This window comes from Delftia acidovorans NBRC 14950 (assembly GCF_001598795.1).
GTDB classification, from domain to species: Bacteria; Pseudomonadota; Gammaproteobacteria; order Burkholderiales; family Burkholderiaceae_C; genus Comamonas; species Comamonas acidovorans.
Map to the genome: position 1 here is coordinate 233,673 of NZ_BCZP01000001.1, position 19,618 is coordinate 253,290.

Below are 19,618 nucleotides of genomic sequence, written 5' to 3' on the forward strand. Positions count from 1 at the left end.
GCAACGACAGGAGGACCGCATGAACGCACGACACCCCCAGATCGCGGCCGAGCAGGCCACATCCCTGACCGCCACTGCGGCCGCCGGCGAATCCGGCTATCCCGCGCGCTGGACTTCCAAGCGCCGCGACTTCCTGCGCATGCTGGGCTACGGCACCGGCGCCGCCACGCTGGGCCCGCTGCTGGCCGCCTGCGGCAGCGGCAACGCCCAGACCTCGGCGGCCGCGCTGCGCGAGCAGCTCATGCGCGACGAGGCCTTCTGGACCGACGTGCAGAGCATGTTCATCCTCAAGCCCGAGAAGACCTACATGAACATCGGCACGGCGGGCTCCATGCCCAAGCTGGTGCTCGATGTGTTCGATACCGAAAACCGCAAGAAGGCCGCCGACTCGGGCAACGGCTACAGCAACCTGCTGGACCTGCGCAAGCAGGTGGCGCCGGGCTTTGGCGTGGATGCCGACGAACTGGCCTTCTCTGCCAACACCTCCTCGGGCATGTGCCATGCCATCCTGGGCATCGACTGGCAGCGTGGCGACGTGGTGGTCACCACCAACCACGAGCACGGAGGCGGCGACACGCCGCTGAAGATCGCGCAGGACCGCTACGGCATCGAGGTCTCGCGCATTGCGCTGCCCGTGGGCAACAACCAGACGGCGGCCACCTACGTGAACCTGTTCGACGAGCGCATCCGCGCGCTCAAGGCCCAGGGCAAGCGCGTGCGCGCCATGATGTGGTCCTCGCCCACCTACAAGACCGGCACCATGCTGCCCATTGCCGACCTGATGGGCGTGGTCAAGGCGCATGGCCTGATCAGCATCGTGGACGGCGCCCACCTGCCGGGCATGATGGCCTACAACTATGCGGAGCTGGGCATGGACTTCATGTCCGGCGCGGGCCACAAGTGGCAGTGCGGTCCGGGCTCGACGGGCATCCTCATCATCCGCAACAAGATGCGCGCCTCCAACCCGCTGCCCCTGCCCAAGTGGTACCCGGTGCACACCAGCGCCTACCCGGCGCTGGAGCGCACGACCACGGCCAAGGAGACCTACGACATCGCCGCCTCGGTCACCTCCTGCGGCAGCGTGCACACGCCCATGTTCATGGCGCTGGCCCAGGCCTGCGCGCAGTGGGACAGCATCGGCCGCAAGAAGATCGAGACCTATGACCTGACGCTGTCGTCCTACCTCAAGGAAAAGATCGTCGAGCGCTGGGGCGTGGACTCGCTGTACTCGCCCAAGGACGATCCCAAGCTGCTGTCGGCGCTGACCTGCTTCAACCCGTTCCAGAACAAGGACGACGTGATGAACGGGACCAAGTCATCGACCTTCGTGGCGCGCATGCTCAGCGACTATCCGCAGGGCTTCGTGATCCGCAACTCCAACTTCCCCGTGATCGGCGCGGCGGCAGACCACTACGGCGTGCGCGTCTCCACGCACCTGTGGCATGACGCGCGGGACGTCGATCTGCTGGTGGATGCGATGTGGGATCTGTCTAGAAAGATGGCTTGACCCCCTGAGGCGCTTACGCGCCTTCCCCCCGTTGCACGGCGCCTCTCTACCCGCTTCGCGGGGGAGGGGGACGACACCCTCGGTGCGGGGCGGCGCGGCCGGCATAGGCCCTTCCTCGGTGTCTCTGAGGTGGGCCGTGCTTGTTTAGAGGGCGCGCTTTCTGGCGCAGAGCGCTGTCCTCAGCCTTTGATCGTCAGCCGGGCTGTCCTTCGTCGCGGATGGCGGCGCGGACCTGGGGGAGCTGGCGGCGGGAGACCATGAGCAGTTCGGGGATGCCGTGCAGGCGCAGGGCCCAGCCTTCGCCTTCGGTGGGGTCGTCGTGGCGTTCCAGGGCGCGCAGGGCGCTGCGGGCCACCAGCGCGTTGCGGTGCACGCGCAGCAGGTGGTCGGCGTGGCGGGCCTCCAGGTCGGCCAGGGCGCCGTCGAGGATGTAGCTGCGGCCCACGGTGCGCACGGTCACGTACTTCTGTTCGGCCTTGAGGTAGAGCACTTCGGACAGGGGCAGGCGCACGGTGGTGCCCCGGTCCTGTATCAGCAGCACGGGGCCGCTGTCGCGCTCGGCCGTCTGGTGCACCGCCGTGCGTGCGGCCTTGGCCAGGGCCTGCTGCAGGCGCTCGCGGCGCACGGGCTTGGTCAGGTAGTCGGCGGCGTCCAGGTCGAAGGCCTCGACCGCATGGCCGGCATGGGCGGTGACGAAGACCACGGCAGGCGGCAGCGGCAGGCGGCGCAGTGCGTGCGCCAGGGCCAGGCCGTCCTGGCCCGGCATGTGGATGTCCAGCAGTGCCAGTTCCACGGCGCGCGGGCCCGGCGCCTGCAGCACGGCCATGGCCTGGCGCGCGTCTGCCGCTTCACTGACCTGGTGCGGGCCGGTGCCCGTGCAGGCTTCCACATCGGCCAGCAGGGTGCGCAGTCGCGCGCGGGCCAGGGCTTCGTCGTCAACGATCAGGATGTGCATGGTCCTTCTTCTTCGATACGGCCTTCGTGGGGTGGCTGGCAGGCGCAGCCAGCGGCAGGCTGATGCGCACCACGAAATGGCCCTTGAGCGTGCGCGCCGTGAGGTGGGCCTGCAGGTCGTGCAGCAGCGACAGCCGGGCGCGCACATTGGCCAGCGCAATGCCGTTGCCGCGCGTGCCAGCTGCGCTGGCGGAATCGATCTCGGTGGGCAGGGTGTTGGTGATGCGCACCTCCACCAGATCGCCACGGCGCTCGGTGCGCACCTGCAGCTTGCCGCCGCGTGCGCTGGGCTCCACGCCATGGCGTATGGCGTTTTCCACCAGCGGCTGCAGCAGCAGCGGCGGCAGCAGGGCGCCGTGGGCGGCAGGGTCCAGTTGCCAGCGCACCTGCAGCCGTTCGCCGAAGCGCACCTGCTCGATGGCCAGGTAGCGCTGGGCCAGCTCGATCTCCTCGGCCAGCGTGGTCGTGCTGTGCGGCTCGGCCAGTGCGTAGCGGAACAGGTCGCTGAGGTCTTCCAGCAGGGCCTCGGCCTTGGCGGGCTCGGCACGCACCAGGGCGATGGCGCTGTTGAGCGTGTTGAACAGGAAATGCGGTCGTATGCGCGACTGCAGCTCGGCCAGCCGCGCCTGCGTGTCGGCGGGGGTGTGGCCGCGTGCGCGCAGCACCAGGGCGGCCACCAGCAGGGCCGCCAGCAGTCCGCCGGACATGGCGCTGGCCAGCCAGGGAGCGCTGGTGCCGCCGGCCAGTTGCAGCATGGCGCAGGCATACAGCCCGGCCGCCATGCCCAGCAGCACGCCGGCTGCGTACTGCCCGGTGGACGGCAGGCGCTGCAGCGGATGCTTGAGCAGGCAGGCCGCCACCAGCCAGACCAGGGTGCCGGGCAGGCTGGCGCCGGTCAGCAGGGCCATGTTCTCCAGCCACTGCAGGGGCGAGTCGGCGCCGAACATCGCAGCCGTGGCCGCCACGGCCTGCACGAAGAGCACGGCGCGCAGCACCACGCCGACGTTGCAGGCGTCGAAGACCAGCGCCGCAGGCAGGGGCGGCGGGGCGGCGGAGGTGGATGGCTGGGGCGGCAAGGGGCGGGTGATGGGGTGTTGTGGCGAAAATGCGGCGGAGTTTGGCGGGCATTCGGCGGGCATTCGGCGGAAATGGGCGGAAATTGGCGCAATGGCTCCGCGCCGCATGCCCGGATTATGGTCATGCCGGGCCGGCCTGCACAGCCGCTGCCCGGCCCCTGCACGGGCGTGGCGCCGCCCAGGTCGATAGAATCTTCGCTTCCTGCCCGCGCGGGGGGCGTGCCGCCCACCGCCTGCACCGCCTAATCGAAGATCGCGTCCTCACATGTCTGCCAATCAACCAACGTCCGCCTCGCACAACCAGCTCGACACCAAGGCCCAGGCCTGGTCTGCTCTCTTCGAAGAGCCGATGAGCGATCTGGTCAAGCGCTATACCTCCAGCGTGTTCTTCGACAAGCGCCTGTGGCAGGCTGACATCACGGGCAGCCTGGCGCATGCCGAGATGCTGGCGGCCCAGGGCATCATCGCCGCCGCTGACCACGAGTCCATCCGCAAGGGCATGGCGCAGATCACGCAGGAGATCGAGTCCGGCCAGTTCGAGTGGAAGCTCGACCTGGAAGACGTGCACCTGAACATCGAGGCCCGCCTGACCCAGCTGGTCGGCGACGCCGGCAAGCGCCTGCACACGGGCCGCAGCCGCAATGACCAGGTGGCCACCGACGTGCGCCTGTGGCTGCGCGGCGAGATCGACCTGATCGAAGGCCTGCTGGGCGAACTGCAGCTGTCCCTGGTCGAAGTGGCCGAGAAGAACGTGGACGTGATCCTGCCCGGCTTCACCCACCTGCAGGTGGCCCAGCCCGTGAGCTTTGCCCACCACCTGCTGGCCTATGTGGAAATGTTCAAGCGCGACGCCGAGCGCATGCTGGACCTGCGCCGCCGCGTCAACGTGCTGCCGCTGGGCAGCGCCGCCCTGGCCGGCACCACCTACCCGCTGGACCGCGAGCGCGTGGCCCGCACCCTGGGCATGGAAGGCGTCTGCCAGAACTCGCTGGACGGCGTCAGCGACCGCGACTTTGCCATCGAATTCACCTCGGCCGCCAGCCTGTGCATGGTGCACGTGAGCCGGCTGTCCGAAGAGCTGATCATCTGGATGAGCCAGAACTTCGGCTTCATCCGCATCGCCGACCGCTTCACCACGGGCTCGTCGATCATGCCGCAGAAGAAGAACCCCGACGTGCCCGAGCTGGCACGCGGCAAGACCGGCCGCGTGGTCGGCCACCTGATGGGCCTGATCACCCTGATGAAGGGCCAGCCCCTGGCCTACAACAAGGACAACCAGGAAGACAAGGAGCCGCTGTTCGACACGGTGGACACCCTGAAGGACACGCTGCGCATCTTCGCCGAGATGATCGGCGGCCAGGCCGACCCGGCCACGGGCGGCAAGAAGGGCGGCATCACCGTCAACGCCGAAGCCATGCGCGCCGCCGCGCTCAAGGGCTACGCCACCGCCACCGACCTGGCCGACTACCTGGTCAAGAAGGGCCTGCCCTTCCGCGACGCGCACGAGACCGTGGCCCATGCCGTCAAGCTGGCCTCGCAAAAGGGCGTGGACCTGACCGAGCTGCCGCTGGCCGAACTGCAGGCCTTCAACCCCGGCATCGAGGCCGATGTCTTCGAGGCGCTCAGCCTGGAAGGCTCGCTCAATGCGCGCAACACCCTGGGCGGCACGGCGCCGGCCCAGGTGCGCAAGCAGCTGGCAGGCCACCAGGCGCGCTTGAATGCACGCCTGAACGCACGCCTGGGCTGATCCCCCCGTTCGCCGGAGCCGCGCCATGACATCCTCCCGCCGCCAACTGCTGACCGGGGCGCTGCGCGCCGCCGGCGCAGTGACTGCCGTTGCCGCCTCGTCGGCCCTGGCTCCGCTGGCCTGGGCACAGCCCGGGCAGGCCATCCGCATCCTGGTGGGCTTTCCGCCGGGCGGCGGCACGGATGCCATCGCACGCCTGCTGGCCGACCGGCTCAAGGACGTGCTGGGCACCACGGTGCTGGTGGACAACCGCCCCGGCGCGGGCGGGCAGATCGCGGCGCAGCAGCTCAAGGCGGCTGCGGCCGATGGTCACACGCTGTTCCTCACGCACGACCACACCATCTCCATCCTGCCCCAGGTGGTGAAGAAGCCGGGTTTCGACCCTGGCCATGACTTCGTTCCCGTGGCCGGCTTTGCCACCTTCGTGAACGCGCTGGCGGTCTCCGCCAACACGCCGGCGCGCAACCTTGCCGAGTATGTGGAGTGGGTGCGCCAGGGCGCAAAGCGCGGCAGCATCGGCATACCCGCGCCCGCGTCCACGCCGGAATTCCTGGTAAGGCTGCTGGGCGAGCACTACAAGCTGGACCTGGTGGCCGCGCCCTACCGGGGCAGCGCGCCCATGCTGGCCGACATGCTGGGCAACCAGATTCCGGCCGGCATCGCCTCGGTGCAGGACTTCATGGAAAACCACAAGGCCGGCAAGCTGCGCGTGATCGGCGTGCTGGGCACGCGCCGCCAGGCCACCATGCCCGAAGTGCCCACGCTGGCCGAGCAGGGCGTCAAGGGCTTCGAGGACACGCCCTACTACGGCATCTACGCGCCGCGCGGCACGCCCCAGGCCTTCATCGACCGCTTCTCTGCCGCCGTGGCCACCGTGCTCAAACAGCCCGATGTGCACGAGCAGCTCACCGCCCTGGGCCTGACCGTGGGCCACATGCCGCCCGCACAGCTGGCCGAGCGCGAGCAGGCCTATACCCAGGTCTGGAAACGCATCATCCAGACCAGCGGCTTCCAGCCGCAGTAAGCGCGCGTCCAGCGGTCCCGCATGTTCTACGCGATTCCGCTGGAGGACCGGCCCCGCTGGAGCAATCCGCCGTGGATGACGCTGCTGATCATCCTCGCGAACGTGCTGGTGTTCTTCGGGCCGCAGCGTTCCGAGGAGCGCGCCCAGCAGGCGGCGGCGCAGTTCTATGCCGCCAGCGCGCTGCCGGGCATCGAGTTGCCGCGCTTCGTGGACTGGCTGGAGCGCACGGATTCGCCGATGGCAAAGCAGGCAAAGGCGCTGCAGAAGAGGGGCCTGGTCGAGCCGCTGTTGCAGCGCATGGAGCGGGAGCCGAAATTCCTGGCGCTGCTGCGCAGCGGGCAGATCGTGCCCGAAAGCGATCCCCTGCACGAGCGTTGGCAGACCGACCGCAGCCGCTACGAGGCGTTGCAGCCGGAACCTTTCACCACGCGCTGGGCCAAAAACTATGCGCTGGACGCGCCGATGCGCCCGGTGACCTGGATCACCGCAGCGTTCCTGCATGTCGACACCAGCCACCTGGTGGGCAATATGCTGTTTCTCTTCATGTTCGGCTTCTCGGTCGAGTTGATGCTGGGGCGCGGCACCTATCTGTTGTTTTATCTGCTGGGCGCCGTGGGTGGCTCGGTGCTTTCGGGCTGGGCCTATGCAGGCACAGGCAGTTACGGCTTGGGCGCCTCGGGCGCCGTGGCCGCCCTGATGGGCATGTACGCCGTCATGTACCGGCTGCGGCGTGTCCGTTTCTTCTATCAGCTGTTTTTTTATTTCAACTACGTCACTGCGCCCGCCTTGATCCTGCTGCCAGCCTGGATCGCCAATGAAGTGCTGCAGCATTTTTTCAGTGGCCAGAGCGCTGGCTACATGGCCCATCTGGGCGGTCTGCTGACGGGCGCAGCCCTGATGGCCCTGCATCTGCGCCGCAAGCCACGGGCGGCGTTGGCGGGCCATCATTCGGCGCCGGACGATGGCTTCGACGCACATGTCGCCAACGCGCGACGCCTGGGCCAGGCGCTGGACATGGAGGGCGCCCTGCGCGCCTGGCGCGCCGCAGCCCAGCTGCGGCCTGCCGACGCCGAGGTGCTGCGCGCCTGGTTTGCCGCAGCCCGCTATGTGCCTGCCAGCGAGGACTTCCACCGTGCGGCCCGGCGCATCTTCAGGCTGCCGGCCCGTGATGCCGCCACCCTGGCCTGGCAGCACGACAGCTACCGCATCTACCTGGACCTGGCCCGCCCAGGCGCCAGGATCGCGCCCGAGGACATGGCCAGGCTGGTGCGCCGCTTCACGCGTGCCCGTGCGTTCGACGATGCCGAGAAGCTGTGCCACGCGCTGCTGCAGGCAGCACCCGGCCAGCCGGGCCTGGGCGAGACGCTGTGCCTGCTGGTCAACGGCCTGCTGCAGCAGGGGCTGGCACAGCGCGCCCGCGCCTGGCTGCCACAACTGCAGCGCTGGGCGCCCGATGAGGCCGTGACCCGGCTGTTGCTCGACGGGCAGGCCCGGTCCCAGGCCACGGCGTGATCAGTGCGGGGCCGGGCGCGGGTCCGGTCCCTGTTCCGGTTCCGGGTCACGCAGCAGCCACCGCACCTCCTGCGTGGCCTCGCTGTCGGGATGGCGCGCCTGCAGCGTGGCCAGGATGCCCTGGGCCATGTCCCGGCGCCCGAAGCCCTGCAGCATCAGGCGCGCCGCCAGTTCATAGGCATGGGGCACGGCGGCATGGCCCTTGAAGCGTTTGTCGAAGCCCGAGATCAGGGTCAGCGTCGCCTGTGCATCGCCCGCGCGCCAGGTGCTGCGCGCCAGGGCCAGTGTCTGGTCGGCATCGTCCAGCGCAAAGCTCGCTTCCTTGGCGCGGCAGGCCTGGAACACCTTGAGCGCCTCGGCGGTCTGGCCCTGGCGCAGCAGCAGGGCGATGAAGCGCCGGCCGTGGTCCAGCAGCGTGGCCGTCTTGTCCGACAGCAGCAGCAAGCGGTGGTAGCGGCGCTGGGCATGCGTGTCGTCGGGGTGGGTACGCTGGTCCTCGTAGGCCAGGCCCAGCGCGGCGGCCAAGTCGCCAGCGGCCACGTGCTCGGCCACGTCCTCGTCCAGCTGCTGGCGGGCGATCTGTTCGGGCGTGCGCGCAGGCGCCCCGTCGGGCCCGCTGTCTGCCTGGGGCACGGCGTCGATGCCCAGAGCCTCATGGTGCTGGTACATCACATAGCCCAGCAGGCTGGCCATGACCCAGCCGAAATAGATCATGGCGAAGTTGAACAGCGGCAGCAGGATCAGCCCGCTGAACAGCGGCAGCAGCAGCGACATGGCGATCTGCGCACCGCTGCTCAACAGGAACAGAAAAAAGCACAGCAGCGCATAGGGCTTGCCGATGATGCGCACCGTGTCCAGGATCAGCAGCGGATTGAGTGCGGAGAAAAAGCCCGTCGTCTGCACCAGAACGATGATGCTGGCCGGCAGCAAAAAGGACAGCAGCAGCAGGGCCAGCTGTGCCATGCCCAGACTCACCCGCGCACACCAGCCGACGATGATGCCGTGCACCACCAAAATGGCGAACAGCTTCCAGGGCAGATGGGTCCAGTCCGGGTCCAGGTGGCGAGGATAGTCCGCAGCGCGCGATATGCCCTGCGAACCCAGCGCTGCCACCTTGAAACCATAGCGGCTGGCGGCCAGCAGGATACCGATCTGCACCAGCCCGATGGCCAGGGGTGCGGGCAGGAAGAACAGCGCCTTGAACAGCAGGCTGCCCAGCGACAGCAGCAGCGCATAGCCCAGCGGCTGTGACTGGAACGGAAAGGCGAAGAACTGGTTGATCCGGTGCCAGAACGGCTGAGGCACGGCAACGTGGTTCGGCTTCATGGACGGACTCTCTCCCTGTGTTGTATCCGCGCAGTATAGGCAGCACGCTGTATGTAGTCTGACGGGGCCTGTGGTGGGAGGTGAGCCCTGTGATTGCACGGATATGACGTGTTGATGCGCCGATGTCTTACAGATGGATACACCGCAGACCCGGTTCCGGGCACCCGCAGCAGGGCCTGCAGCGGATGCGGGCCGGTATCATCCCGCGCAGTGGTTTTCAGCCGCAGCGGATGCGGCCCTGCATTCGGTGCATGCGGGCGACAGGCCTGCGCCTTGTTCCAGCCCTTGCCGCCGAGCCCTGCCTGCAGCGCAGGGTTTTTCATTTGCAGCGTGTCATGCGGACAGCTCGCATCGCAGTGCTGAAAGCCTGCTCATTCCAAGAAAACAGCGGGCCATCTGAGCCCGACAGAAGGGATTGCCATGGGGGTGCTTCGCACGAAAGCGATCAGTGGGTTGCAGGGGGCTCCGGCGCACAGCCGGCCCTGGGGCCGGTGGGGTTTGGGCCTGCTGCTGGGATCGGCGGCGCTGACGGCGCAGGCCGTGGGCGTGCGCCAGTTCAGCCCGCAGGGAGAGGTGGCCAAGGTCGAGCAGGTGGTGGTGCAGTTCGATGGCACGGCTGTGCGCTTTGGCGACCCCAAGGCGGCCGCGCCGGTCACGCTCAGCTGCAGCGATGCGGCGGCCACCCAGGGCACGGGCCGCTGGAACAGCGACCGGGAATGGGTGTTCGACTTCAAGCAGGCCCTGCCGCCCGGCGTGCGCTGCACGGCCCAGCTGGTGGCCGGCTACAAGTCGCCTGCGGGCACGGCCGTGACGGGCGCTGCCAGCTACCAGTTCCAGACCGGCGGCCCGGCCGTGCTGGACATGGCGCCCGACACCTATGAGCAGATCGACGAGGAGCAGTACTTCGCGCTGCGCCTGTCGGGCCCGGCCACCGTGCAAAGCCTGCAGCAGCACATGTGGTGCACGGCCGAAGGCGTGGGCGAGCGCATTCCCGTGCGCCTGATCGAAGGCAAGGAGCGCGACGAGCTGCTCAAGCACCGCGGCTGGGACAAGGCCGCCGCCAAGAACCCGCTGCAGTACGCCACGCTGGCCTGCAACCGCCGGCTGACGGCGGGCACGACCATGAAGCTGGTTTTTGGCGCCGGCATCGCCACGCCCAATGGCGTGGCCAGCCGCCAGGACAAGCGCTTCGAGTACCGCGTGCGCGAACCCTTCGCGGCCGAGTTCAGTTGCGAGCGCGAGAACGCCCAGGCCGCCTGCCTGCCGATCCGCCCCATGCGCCTGAACTTCAATGCCCCCGTGCCGCGCAAGCTGGCCGAGGGCATTCGCCTGAGCAGCGGCGCCTCCAAGGTGGCGCCCGTGATCGACGGCGAATACGGCGAAAAGCTCGGCGAGGATTCGCTGGTGCAGAACCTGAGCTTCCCGGCCACCATGCAGGCCCAGGCGCGCTACACGGTGGAGCTGCCTCCGCAGTTCAAGGACGCGGCAGGCCGCAGCCTGAGCAATGCCGACATGTTCCCGCTGCAGGTGGCCACGGGCGCGCTGCCGCCGCTGGCCAAGTTCGCGGCCTCGCCCTTCGGCATCGTCGAGCGCTATGCCGAAGGACCGGACGGCCCGGCCCTGCTGCCCGTGACGCTGCGCAACGTGGAGTCCGAGCTGGCCACCAAGTCCCTGGACGCCAGTCGCGTGAGCACCAAGCAGCCCGGCAGCGATGCCGAGATCATCGCCTGGATGCGCCGCGTGGCCGACTACGAGTCCTCCGACATGGACCGCAAGCGCGCCTCGCGCGACATCAAGGGCCCGCTGCCGCCCGTGATCGACAACGAAAACCGCGACTATGTGCAGACGCGCATGCTGTCGCTGCTGGCCGGCCAGGGCGACGTCAAGACGCTGGAGCTGCCCAAGCCCGTCAAGGGCGATCCGCGCCCCTTCGAGGTGGTGGGCATTCCGCTCACGCCGGGCTTTCACGTGGTCGAGATCGCCTCGCCGCTGCTGGGCCAGTCGCTGCTCGATGAGCGCTACGGTTCGGCGCGCAGCATGTATGTGCGCACCTCCGCCCTGGTGACCAACCTGTCCGTGCACTTCAAGCTCGGCCGCGAGAACGCGGCCGCCTGGGTGACCACGCTGGACAAGGGCCAGGCCGTGGCCAATGCCAAGATCCAGGTCTCCGACTGCAATGGCAAGGTGCTGACCTCGGCTACCACCGATGCCAGCGGCGTGGCCCGCCTGGAAGGCCTGTCGCCCGAGCCGCCCCAGTGCACGGGCGGTGTCGGCTACCGCTCGCCGGCCTACTTCGTCAGCGCACGCGCCCAGGGCAAGGACGGCCAGCAGGAGCTGGCCTTCACCTGGAGCGACTGGCAGCGCGGCATCGAGTCCTGGCGCTTCAACGTGCCCACCAGCCGCAGCGCCCAGCGCGACGAGGTGGCCCACACCATCTTCGACCGCACGCTGCTGCGCGCCGGCGAGACCGTGTCCATGAAGCACCTGATGCGCACCCAGACCGGCATCGGCCAGGGGCAGGGCGGCTTTGCGCTGCCCGAGCAGCGGCCCACGCAACTGGTCATCACCCATGAAGGCAGCGGCCAGCAGTACACGCAGCCGCTGCAGTGGCGTTCCACGGGCACCGGCGGCCTGAGCGCCGAAAACAGCTTCTCCGTGCCCAAGGGCGCCAAGCTCGGTTCGTATTCCGTGGAGCTGCGCGGCGATGGCAATGGCTCGCGCGGGCGCAACAACCGCTTCGGCACGGGCAGTTTCCGTGTCGAGGAATTCCGCCTGCCCGTGCTCGAAGGCCGTGTGGGGCCCGAAGGCAAGCAGGCCCTGGTCGGCGTCTCCAGCCTGCCGGTGCAGGTGCAGGTGAACTACGTCTCCGGCGGCCCGGCCGCCAACCTGCCGGTGCGGGTGTCCGCCCTGGTGCGCTCCACCTGGATGGACCGCAGCGACTGGCAGGGCTTCAGCTTCTCTGCACCGCGCAGCGCCCAGGACACGGGCCAGAGCGATGACGAGGAGGCCACGGCCTCCCAGGACAGCAAGGTGGTGGCCGACAAGCTGCCCGTGACGCTGGACCGTGAAGGACTGGGCAAGCTCAAGATCGAGAACCTGCCCAAGCTGCGCGAGCCGCGCGAGCTGCTGATCGAGGCCACCTATGCCGATCCCAACGGCGAGGTGCAGACCCTGCGCAGCACGCAGATGCTGTGGCCCGCGGCCATCGTGGCCGGCGTGCGCGCCGAAAGCTGGATCACCACGGGCCGCAAGCTGCAGTTCCAGGCGCTGGCCCTGGGCGTGGACGGCAAGCCCCAGGCCGGCGTGCCGGTCAAGGTGGAGGCCATCTCCCGCGTCACCACCAGCAGCCGCAAGCGCCTGGTGGGGGGCTTCTACAGCTACGACAACCAGACCACGCTCAAGTCCATGGGCACGGTGTGCACGGGCAACAGCGATGCCCAGGGCATGGTGCAGTGCGAAGCCCAGCTGTCGCAGCCCGGCGAGGTGGAGCTGATCGTCACCGCCTCCGACAAGGATGGCCGGCCCGCCCAGGCCGCCTCCAGCGTCTGGGTCACGCGCCAGGGCGAACTGTGGTTCGGCGGCGAGGACCATGACCGCATGGACGTGCTGCCCGAAAAGCGCAGCTACGAGCCCGGCGAGACCGCGCGCTTCCAGGTGCGCATGCCCTTCCGCTATGCGACGGCCCTGGTCGCCGTGGAGCGCGAAGGCATCGTCAGCACCCAGGTCATGCAGCTCAATGGCCAGAACCCCACCGTGGAGCTGAAGGTCCAGCCCGACTGGGGCCCCAACGTCTACGTGAGCGTGCTGGCCCTGCGCGGGCGGCTGCGCGAGGTGCCCTGGTACAGCTTCTTCACCTGGGGCTTCAAGGCGCCGCGCGAATGGTGGAACGCCTTCTGGCACGAGGGCAAGGAGTACATCGCGCCCACGGCCCTGGTCGATCTGTCCAAGCCCGCCTATCGCCTGGGCATGGCCGAGATCCGCGTGGGCACCAAGGCCCATCGCATCGACGTCAAGGTCACGGCCGACCAGGCCAGCTACCAGGTGCGCGGCACCGCCAAGGTCACCATCAGCGCCACGCTGCCCGACGGCAAGCCCGCCGCTGGTGCCGAGGTGGCGCTGGCGGTCGTGGACCAGGCCCTGCTGGAACTCATGCCCAACACCAGCTGGCAGCTGGCCGACGCCATGCTGCGCCGCCGCGAGTGGGGCGTGCAGACATCGACCGCGCAGATGGAGGTGATCGGCAGGCGCCACTACGGCCGCAAGGCCGTGGCCGCTGGCGGCGGCGGTGGCCGCAGCCAGACGCGCGAGCTGTTCGAGACGCTGCTGCTGTGGAATCCGAGCGTGGTGCTGGACGCCCAGGGCAAGGCCCAGGTCAGCGTGCCGCTCAACGACTCGCTGACTACCTTCCAGGTGGTGGCGGTGGCCGACCATGGCGTGTCGATGTTCGGCACGGGCCAGGCGCCCATCCGCACGGCCCAGGACCTGCAGATCATCAGCGGCCTGCCGCCGCTGGTGCGCGAGGAGGACCAGTTCCGTGCCATGGTCACGCTGCGCAACACCTCGGCCAAGGCCATGAAGGTGCAGGTCACGCCGCGTGCCACGCTGCTGGAGCTGGCAGCGCAGACCGTGGAGATTCCCGCGGGCGAGGCGCGCGAGGTGGCCTGGAACGTCACGGCGCCGGCCCAGCTGGGCCAGACCCGCGCCGAGGCGCTGATCTGGGAGATCGAGGCCCGCGACACCGCAGGCGGTGACAAGCCGGCCAGCGACAGGCTGAAGGTCAGCCAGCGCATCATCCCGGCCGTGCCGCTGACGGTGCAGCAGGGCACGCTGATGCAGGTCGATGGCAGCATCAACCTGCCCGTGCAGCTGCCGGCCGATGCACTGTCCGGCCGCGGCGGCCTGCGCATGTCGCTGGCGCCCAAGCTGGCCGAAGGCCTGCCCGGCGTGCGCGACTGGTGGGCGCGCTATCCCTACAGCTGCCTGGAGCAGGTCACCAGCAAGGCCGTGGGCATGAGCGACGCCACGCTGTGGCAGTCCACCATGGGCCAACTGCCCAGCTACCTGGACAGCGACGGCCTGGCCAGCTACTTCCCGCTGGCGGGCGACGGTTCGGGCCGTGCGGCCCGCGGCAGCGATACGCTGACGGCCCACCTGCTCAACCTCTCGGCCTTGGCACAGGGCGTGGACAAGCGCTTCGTGCTGCCGGCGGCCGAGCGCGAGCGCATGGAAAACGGCCTGATCGCCTTCGTCGAAGGCCGCATCCAGCGCAGCTTCTGGAGCCCGCGCAAGGATCTGGACATGCGCAAGCTGGCCGCCATCCAGGCGCTGGCGCTGACGGGCCGCGCCAATCCGCGCATGCTCGACAGCATCACCATCGCGCCCAACGACTGGCCCACGCATGCCGTCATCGACTGGGTGGCCCTGCTCAAGCACATGCGCGAGCTGCCCCAGCGCGAACAGCAGCTGGCCCAGGCCCAGCAGATCCTGCGCGCCCGCCTGAGCTACCAGGGCACGCGCGTGGCCTTCAGCAATGAGCAGGACGACCAGTGGTGGTGGCTGATGCAGGGTCCCGAGGTCAACCTGGCCCGCCTGATGCTGGTCAACATGGACGACCCGACGTGGAAGGAAGAGCTGCCGCGCCTGGCCAACGGCTTCATCTCGCGCCAGAGCAACGGCGCCTGGGGCACGACCACGGCCAACCTGTGGGGCGCGCTGGCACTGCAGCGCTTCTCGCAGCAGTTCGAGGCCACGCCCGTGACGGGCGCCACCCAGGCGGCTTTGGGCGCGTCCCAGGCCCGCGTGGAGTGGAGCCAGGTCACGCGCATGCGCGCCAGCGACACCGAGGGCGCGGCGCACCAGGCGTCCAGCTTCGGCGCGACCACGGTGGTCGGCGGCCTGCGCAACAACACCATGTTCCTGCCCTGGAGCGCGGTGGGTGATGCCCGCAAGGGCCAGCTGACGGTGACCCAGCAGGGTACCGGCAAGCCCTGGCTCACGCTGCAGTCTGTGGCGGCCGTGCAGCTCAAGGCGCCGTTCAGCGCCGGCTACACCGTCACGCGCACGGTCAAGCCCGTGGAGCAGGCCGACAAGAGCCTGCCCGCAGGCCAGTACTCGCGCGGCGACGTGCTGCGCGTGACGCTGGAGGTGCAGGCCCGCACCGACATGACCTGGGTGGCCATCACCGACCCCGTGCCCACGGGCGCCACCATCCTGGGCGGCGGTCTGGGGCGCGACTCGGAGATCGCCTCGGGTGGCGAGCGCGCAGAAGGCGCGGGCTGGCTGGCTTATGAAGAGCGCAGCTTCGAGGCCTACCGCGCCTACTACCAGTACCTGCCCAAGGGCAATACGCGCGTGGAGTACACCGTGCGGCTGAACAATGCCGGCGACTTCGCGCTGCCGCCCACGCGGGTGGAGGCGCTGTATGCGCCCGAGATGTTCGGCGAGGTTCCCAACGCCCGCATCAAGGTGAGCGACAAGCGCTGATGCAGCGTTGATGGCGCCCTGACAAGGGGGCGGTCCTGCGGCCTATGATGGCCGCGGGACCGCCCCTTTTTTTCATCACCCTCCGCTCCATGGCACAAGTCATCCTCTCTCCGGTTCCCGCAGGCAGCGCCCTGCAGGACCGCCTCAAGACCGCCTATTTCCACGACAGCTACCAGCTGCAATTGCCGGACGACGGCAGCAGCCCCATGGCGCTGTACCTGCGCTGCATGGGCCGCACGCCGGGCTGGATCGACTTTCTGATGCGCCTGCGCAACCGCGTGGTGGCGCCCTTCGGCATCAAGGATCTGGGCATGCTCAGCGGCGTCGATGCGCAGCGCCAGCCATCGAGCTACCGCGTGGGCGACCGCGCCGGCATCTTCCGTGTCCATGCCCTGAGCGAGAGCGAAGTGGTGCTGGGCGACAGCGACCGGCACCTGGACGTGCAGGTCTCCCTCATGAAGCTGCCCCGGCCCGAGGGCCTGTCGTCGGCCACCTTCACCGTTGCCATGTCCACCGTGGTCCATGTGCACAACGCGCTGGGCCGTATCTACATGCTGGGCGTGGCGCCGGCCCACCGCGTCATCGCCCCGGCCGTGGTGGCCAAGCTGGCTGGCTGACCTGGCCTGAAGGCAGCACGTCAGCAAAACGGAAGCCTTCAGGGCCTGCGTCCGACGCGCGCAGACGCGGCGAATCACGATACTTGCGGCCTTTGCCCGGCGGACATCCCCCGAGCAGGGAACGCGGCCCGCCCCACAAGGGCAGGGCCGCCACCATTGCGAATCGGTTCCCGGGCACACCATTGATCACAAGAGAGAGGGTATATGCCAGACACGACCACCGATCCCCGACCGGCGCCACCCGCGCCACCAGTGGCTGCGCCACCGGATGCGCCGCAAACGGCCACGCCATTGCCTGCCGAGCCTGCACCGCGCATCACGTTCTCCGGCCCCGTCGTCATTCCTTCCCTGCTGGTGCTGGGCCTGCTGCTGCTGTACTGCGGCCTCATGCCCGACAGCGCCGACCGGCTGTTCTCCAGCGCCCAGGACTGGGTGGTGGGGCACATGGACTGGTTCTATGCCGTCTCGGTCACGCTGTTCCTGGTCTTTCTGATCTTCGTCGCGTCCAGCCGTTTCGGTGATATCCGCCTGGGTCCCGATGATGCGGAGCCCGAGTTCAGCTTCATCTCCTGGACCGCCATGCTGTTCGCCGCCGGCATGGGCATCGGCCTGATGTACTTCGGCGTGGGCGAGCCGCTGCAGCATTTCCTCAAGCCGCCCACGGCCGTGCCTTCCACGCCGGCCGCCGCGCGCGAGGCGCTGCAGTCCACCTTCTTCCACTGGGGCTTCCATGCCTGGGCCGTCTACGGGACCATGGGCCTGGTGCTGGCCTATTTCGGCTTTCGCTACAACCTGCCGCTGACCATGCGCTCGGGCCTGTACCCGCTGCTGGGCAAGCGCATCAACGGCCCCATCGGCCACAGCGTGGATGCCTTCGCGCTGGTGGGCACCATCGCAGGTATCGCCACCACGCTGGGCTATGGCGCGCTGCAGCTGGCCGCCGGCCTGCACACCCTCACGGGATGGGACACCTCCACGGCGCTGTTCCGCATCTCGGTCATCGTCATCGTGGTCGGCCTGGCCGGGCTGTCGGCCGTCTCGGGCCTGGACAAGGGCGTGCGCCGCCTGAGCGAGTTCAACCTCGTGCTGGCCTTCATCCTGCTGGCCTTCGTCATCGTGGCCGGGCCCACGGTCTTCCTCTTCGAGGCGCTGAGCGAGAACATCGGCAACTACCTGTCTGGCCTGGTCCAGCTGTCGTTCCGCACCTTCGCCTACGAGCCGCCCAGCCAGGAAGGCTGGTTCGGCGGCTGGACCATCCTTTACTGGGCCTGGTGGATCTCCTGGTCGCCCTTCGTGGGCATGTTCATCGCACGCATCTCGCGCGGGCGCACCATTCGCCAGTTCGTGACCGGCGTGCTGCTGGTGCCCACGGCCTTCAACCTGCTGTGGATGACGGCCTTCGGCAACAGCGCCATCTGGATAGACACCCACGTGGCCATGGGCGCGTTGGGGCAGACGGCCTCGAACGTGGATGCGCTGCTGTTCCGCTTCTTCGAGTACCTGCCCTGGTTCAAGCCCGTGGCCTGGCTCACCATCGTGCTGATCGCGGTGTTCTTCGTCACCTCGGCGGACTCCGGGGCCTTCGTGGTGGACAACATCGCCTCGCGCGGCCATGCGCGTTCGCCGGTCTGGCAGCGGCTGTTCTGGGCTGCCGTGCTGGGCGTGACGGCCATGGTGCTGATGCTGGCCGGCGGCCTCAAGGCGCTGCAGGCCATGACCCTGGTGGCGGCCCTGCCGGTGGCGGTCATCATGCTGGCCCTGTGCTACGGGCTGTGGCGCGGGCTGCAGGCCGATCGCGCGCACTTCTCGCCCGACCTGGCTCCGGCCACCAGCTTCTGGAGCGGCCAGCACTGGCGCAAGCGCCTGGAGCAGATCGTGCACCAGCCCTCGCGCGCCGATGTGCGCAGGTTCCTGGCCGGCGTGGTGCTGCCCGCCATGAACGAGGTGGCCGCCGAGATGCAAAGGCGCGGCGTGCAGGCCGTGGTCACCGAGGACCTGGACGGCGAGGGCGCCGTGCGCCTGACCGTGCCCGATCCCTCGCTGCGCGACTTCGTCTACGGCGTGCGCGCCACGCGCCGCACGGTGCCTACCTTCCTGGTGAGCGAGGCGGCCAGCGAGCAGGAGCGCCGCCATGTCTATGAGCCCATCACGTTCTTCGAGGACGGTCGCCTGGGCCACGACATCCAGTACCTGCGCAGCGAGGAAGTCATCGCCGACATCCTGCGCCACTACGAGCGCTACCTGTCGCTGAGCGCCGACCAGCGCACGCATCTGCTGAATCGGGCTCCGGGCCACAGCTGAGCCGTGCTGCGCAGTGCCGCCGTCGCGGCACCCCGGGCCTTTGGGTAAACACCGGGGTGCCAGCCGGCGGCCGCCTGCGGATACTGGGCGCTGCCATGCAGCTCGAATACTCCACCCATTCGCAGGAGCCACGCCATCGTTTCGACTACTGGCACGAGGTGGTCTGCCGCCACTGCATCCCGGCCGACAGCCACCGCGCGCAGGGGGATGGTGCCGGTCCCGGCGGCTTCGGGGCCACGCTGTCCGTGCGGTCCCTGGGACTGCTGGAGATCAGTGCCATGTCGGCGCCCAGCCACCGCTGGGTGCGCAACGCAGCCCACCTGCGCCTGCATGCGCGCGACGAGCTGTGGCTGGGCTATCTGCTCCAGGGCCAGGCCGAGGTGCGCCAGGGCGGGCAAGTGGCCCGGCTGAGTGCGGGCAATCTGGTGCTTTATGACGCTGCGCAGCCTTTCGAATTCTCGGTGGCGCCCCGCGATATCCTGCTGATGCGCATTCCGCGCAGCGAATTGTTGAATCGCTTTGCCCGTGCACCCTCGCACGCGGGCCGGGCGCTGCATGGCCATGCCCCGGCCGTGGCGCCGCTGCGGGCCATGCTCGGCGAGGCCATCGCCATGCCGCCTGCGCCGCACGGTGATGCCTTGGCGCAGCGCTTCGGCATGGCGCTGCTCGACGTGCTGGCCCTGGCGCTGGAGATGCAGGAAATGGCTGTGCAGCCCCGCTCGGAACGGGACCTGCACGGCCGCATCCAGGCGTTCATCCAGGACAACCTGGGCTCGCCCGAGCTGTCGCTGCAATGGCTGGCGCAGCAGCACAACGTCTCGCCGCGTACCGTGACGCGGGCCTTTGCGCGGCGCAACCAGACGCCCATGGGCCTGGTATGGCAGCTGCGGTTGCAGGCCAGCCGCCAGGCCCTGATGCAGGGGCGCTGCTCCAGCGTGACCGAGGCGGCCTTCGCGCATGGGTTCTCCGATGCGGCGCACTTCAGCCGTGCCTTTCGCAAGGCGTTCGGCTGCACGCCCCGCAGCCTGCTGGCCGCCTGAGCAAGGTCGCTGTCCCTCACGAACAAGCGTG

Annotated in this window: 11 protein-coding genes; 8 read left to right on the top strand and 3 right to left on the bottom strand. The window is 69.0% G+C overall.

The window, feature by feature from the left end; translation table 11 throughout:
• Positions 1-19 precede the first annotated feature (19 nt).
• Positions 20-1,507, top strand: coding sequence for an aminotransferase class V-fold PLP-dependent enzyme (locus DA1_RS01020; RefSeq protein ID WP_012207117.1), 1,488 nt, complete (start codon positions 20-22; stop codon positions 1,505-1,507).
• Positions 1,508-1,700: 193 nt separating this feature from the next.
• Here the strand turns inward: DA1_RS01020 and DA1_RS01025 are convergent, their stop codons facing one another.
• Together DA1_RS01025 and DA1_RS01030 are read right to left on the bottom strand one after the other, a co-directional pair.
• Positions 1,701-2,462 carry a LytR/AlgR family response regulator transcription factor gene (locus DA1_RS01025; RefSeq protein WP_034398907.1) on the bottom strand — a complete coding sequence of 254 codons (762 nt, stop codon included), beginning with the start codon at positions 2,460-2,462 and terminating at the stop codon, positions 1,701-1,703.
• Entirely contained in the window at positions 2,443-3,537 is a 1,095-nt protein-coding gene (locus tag DA1_RS01030; RefSeq protein WP_174549347.1) for a sensor histidine kinase, read from the bottom strand. Before DA1_RS01030 ends, DA1_RS01025 begins: the two co-directional genes overlap by 20 nt.
• A 265-nt stretch (positions 3,538-3,802) precedes the next feature.
• Here DA1_RS01030 and argH point away from each other — a divergent pair, with 265 nt between their 5' ends.
• The 3 genes from argH to DA1_RS01045 are packed head-to-tail and all read left to right on the top strand — an operon-like array spanning position 3,803 to position 7,820.
• Positions 3,803-5,284, top strand: coding sequence for an argininosuccinate lyase (gene argH / locus DA1_RS01035; protein WP_012207114.1), 1,482 nt, complete (start codon positions 3,803-3,805; stop codon positions 5,282-5,284).
• Positions 5,285-5,309: 25 nt separating this feature from the next.
• On the top strand, positions 5,310-6,308 hold the full coding sequence (locus DA1_RS01040; RefSeq protein ID WP_013800951.1) for a Bug family tripartite tricarboxylate transporter substrate binding protein: 999 nt from the start codon (positions 5,310-5,312) through the stop codon (positions 6,306-6,308).
• A 21-nt stretch (positions 6,309-6,329) separates the two neighbouring features.
• Entirely contained in the window at positions 6,330-7,820 is a 1,491-nt protein-coding gene (locus DA1_RS01045) for a rhomboid family intramembrane serine protease (protein ID WP_034396730.1), read from the top strand.
• Here DA1_RS01045 and DA1_RS01050 read toward each other — a convergent pair whose 3' ends face one another.
• Positions 7,821-9,146 carry a tetratricopeptide repeat protein gene (locus DA1_RS01050; RefSeq protein WP_013800953.1) on the bottom strand — a complete coding sequence of 442 codons (1,326 nt, stop codon included), beginning with the start codon at positions 9,144-9,146 and terminating at the stop codon, positions 7,821-7,823.
• Between the two features lie 420 nt (positions 9,147-9,566).
• Between DA1_RS01050 and DA1_RS01055 the strand changes: the two genes are divergently transcribed.
• The 4 genes from DA1_RS01055 (at position 9,567) to DA1_RS01070 (ending at position 19,587) form a co-directional block, all read left to right on the top strand.
• Positions 9,567-15,629, top strand: a complete 6,063-nt coding sequence (locus DA1_RS01055) for an alpha-2-macroglobulin family protein (protein ID WP_034396729.1) — start codon at positions 9,567-9,569, stop codon at positions 15,627-15,629.
• Between the two features lie 89 nt (positions 15,630-15,718).
• Entirely contained in the window at positions 15,719-16,246 is a 528-nt protein-coding gene (locus DA1_RS01060; RefSeq protein ID WP_034398903.1) for a DUF2867 domain-containing protein, read from the top strand.
• Between the two features lie 204 nt (positions 16,247-16,450).
• On the top strand, positions 16,451-18,547 hold the full coding sequence (locus DA1_RS01065) for a BCCT family transporter (RefSeq protein WP_034396727.1): 2,097 nt from the start codon (positions 16,451-16,453) through the stop codon (positions 18,545-18,547).
• A gap of 95 nt (positions 18,548-18,642) precedes the next feature.
• On the top strand, positions 18,643-19,587 hold the full coding sequence (locus DA1_RS01070; RefSeq protein ID WP_034398901.1) for a helix-turn-helix domain-containing protein: 945 nt from the start codon (positions 18,643-18,645) through the stop codon (positions 19,585-19,587).
• Positions 19,588-19,618 lie beyond the last annotated feature (31 nt).

Coding starts and splice junctions, on each gene's coding strand:
- DA1_RS01060 (WP_034398903.1), top strand. CDS start 15,719: ATGGCACAAGTCATCCTCTCTCCGGTTCCCGCAGGCAGCGCCCTGCAG.
- DA1_RS01065 (WP_034396727.1), top strand. CDS start 16,451: ATGCCAGACACGACCACCGATCCCCGACCGGCGCCACCCGCGCCACCA.
- DA1_RS01070 (WP_034398901.1), top strand. CDS start 18,643: ATGCAGCTCGAATACTCCACCCATTCGCAGGAGCCACGCCATCGTTTC.
- argH (WP_012207114.1), top strand. CDS start 3,803: ATGTCTGCCAATCAACCAACGTCCGCCTCGCACAACCAGCTCGACACC.
- DA1_RS01040 (WP_013800951.1), top strand. CDS start 5,310: ATGACATCCTCCCGCCGCCAACTGCTGACCGGGGCGCTGCGCGCCGCC.
- DA1_RS01050 (WP_013800953.1), bottom strand. CDS start 9,146: ATGAAGCCGAACCACGTTGCCGTGCCTCAGCCGTTCTGGCACCGGATC.
- DA1_RS01045 (WP_034396730.1), top strand. CDS start 6,330: ATGTTCTACGCGATTCCGCTGGAGGACCGGCCCCGCTGGAGCAATCCG.
- DA1_RS01025 (WP_034398907.1), bottom strand. CDS start 2,462: ATGCACATCCTGATCGTTGACGACGAAGCCCTGGCCCGCGCGCGACTG.
- DA1_RS01020 (WP_012207117.1), top strand. CDS start 20: ATGAACGCACGACACCCCCAGATCGCGGCCGAGCAGGCCACATCCCTG.
- DA1_RS01055 (WP_034396729.1), top strand. CDS start 9,567: ATGGGGGTGCTTCGCACGAAAGCGATCAGTGGGTTGCAGGGGGCTCCG.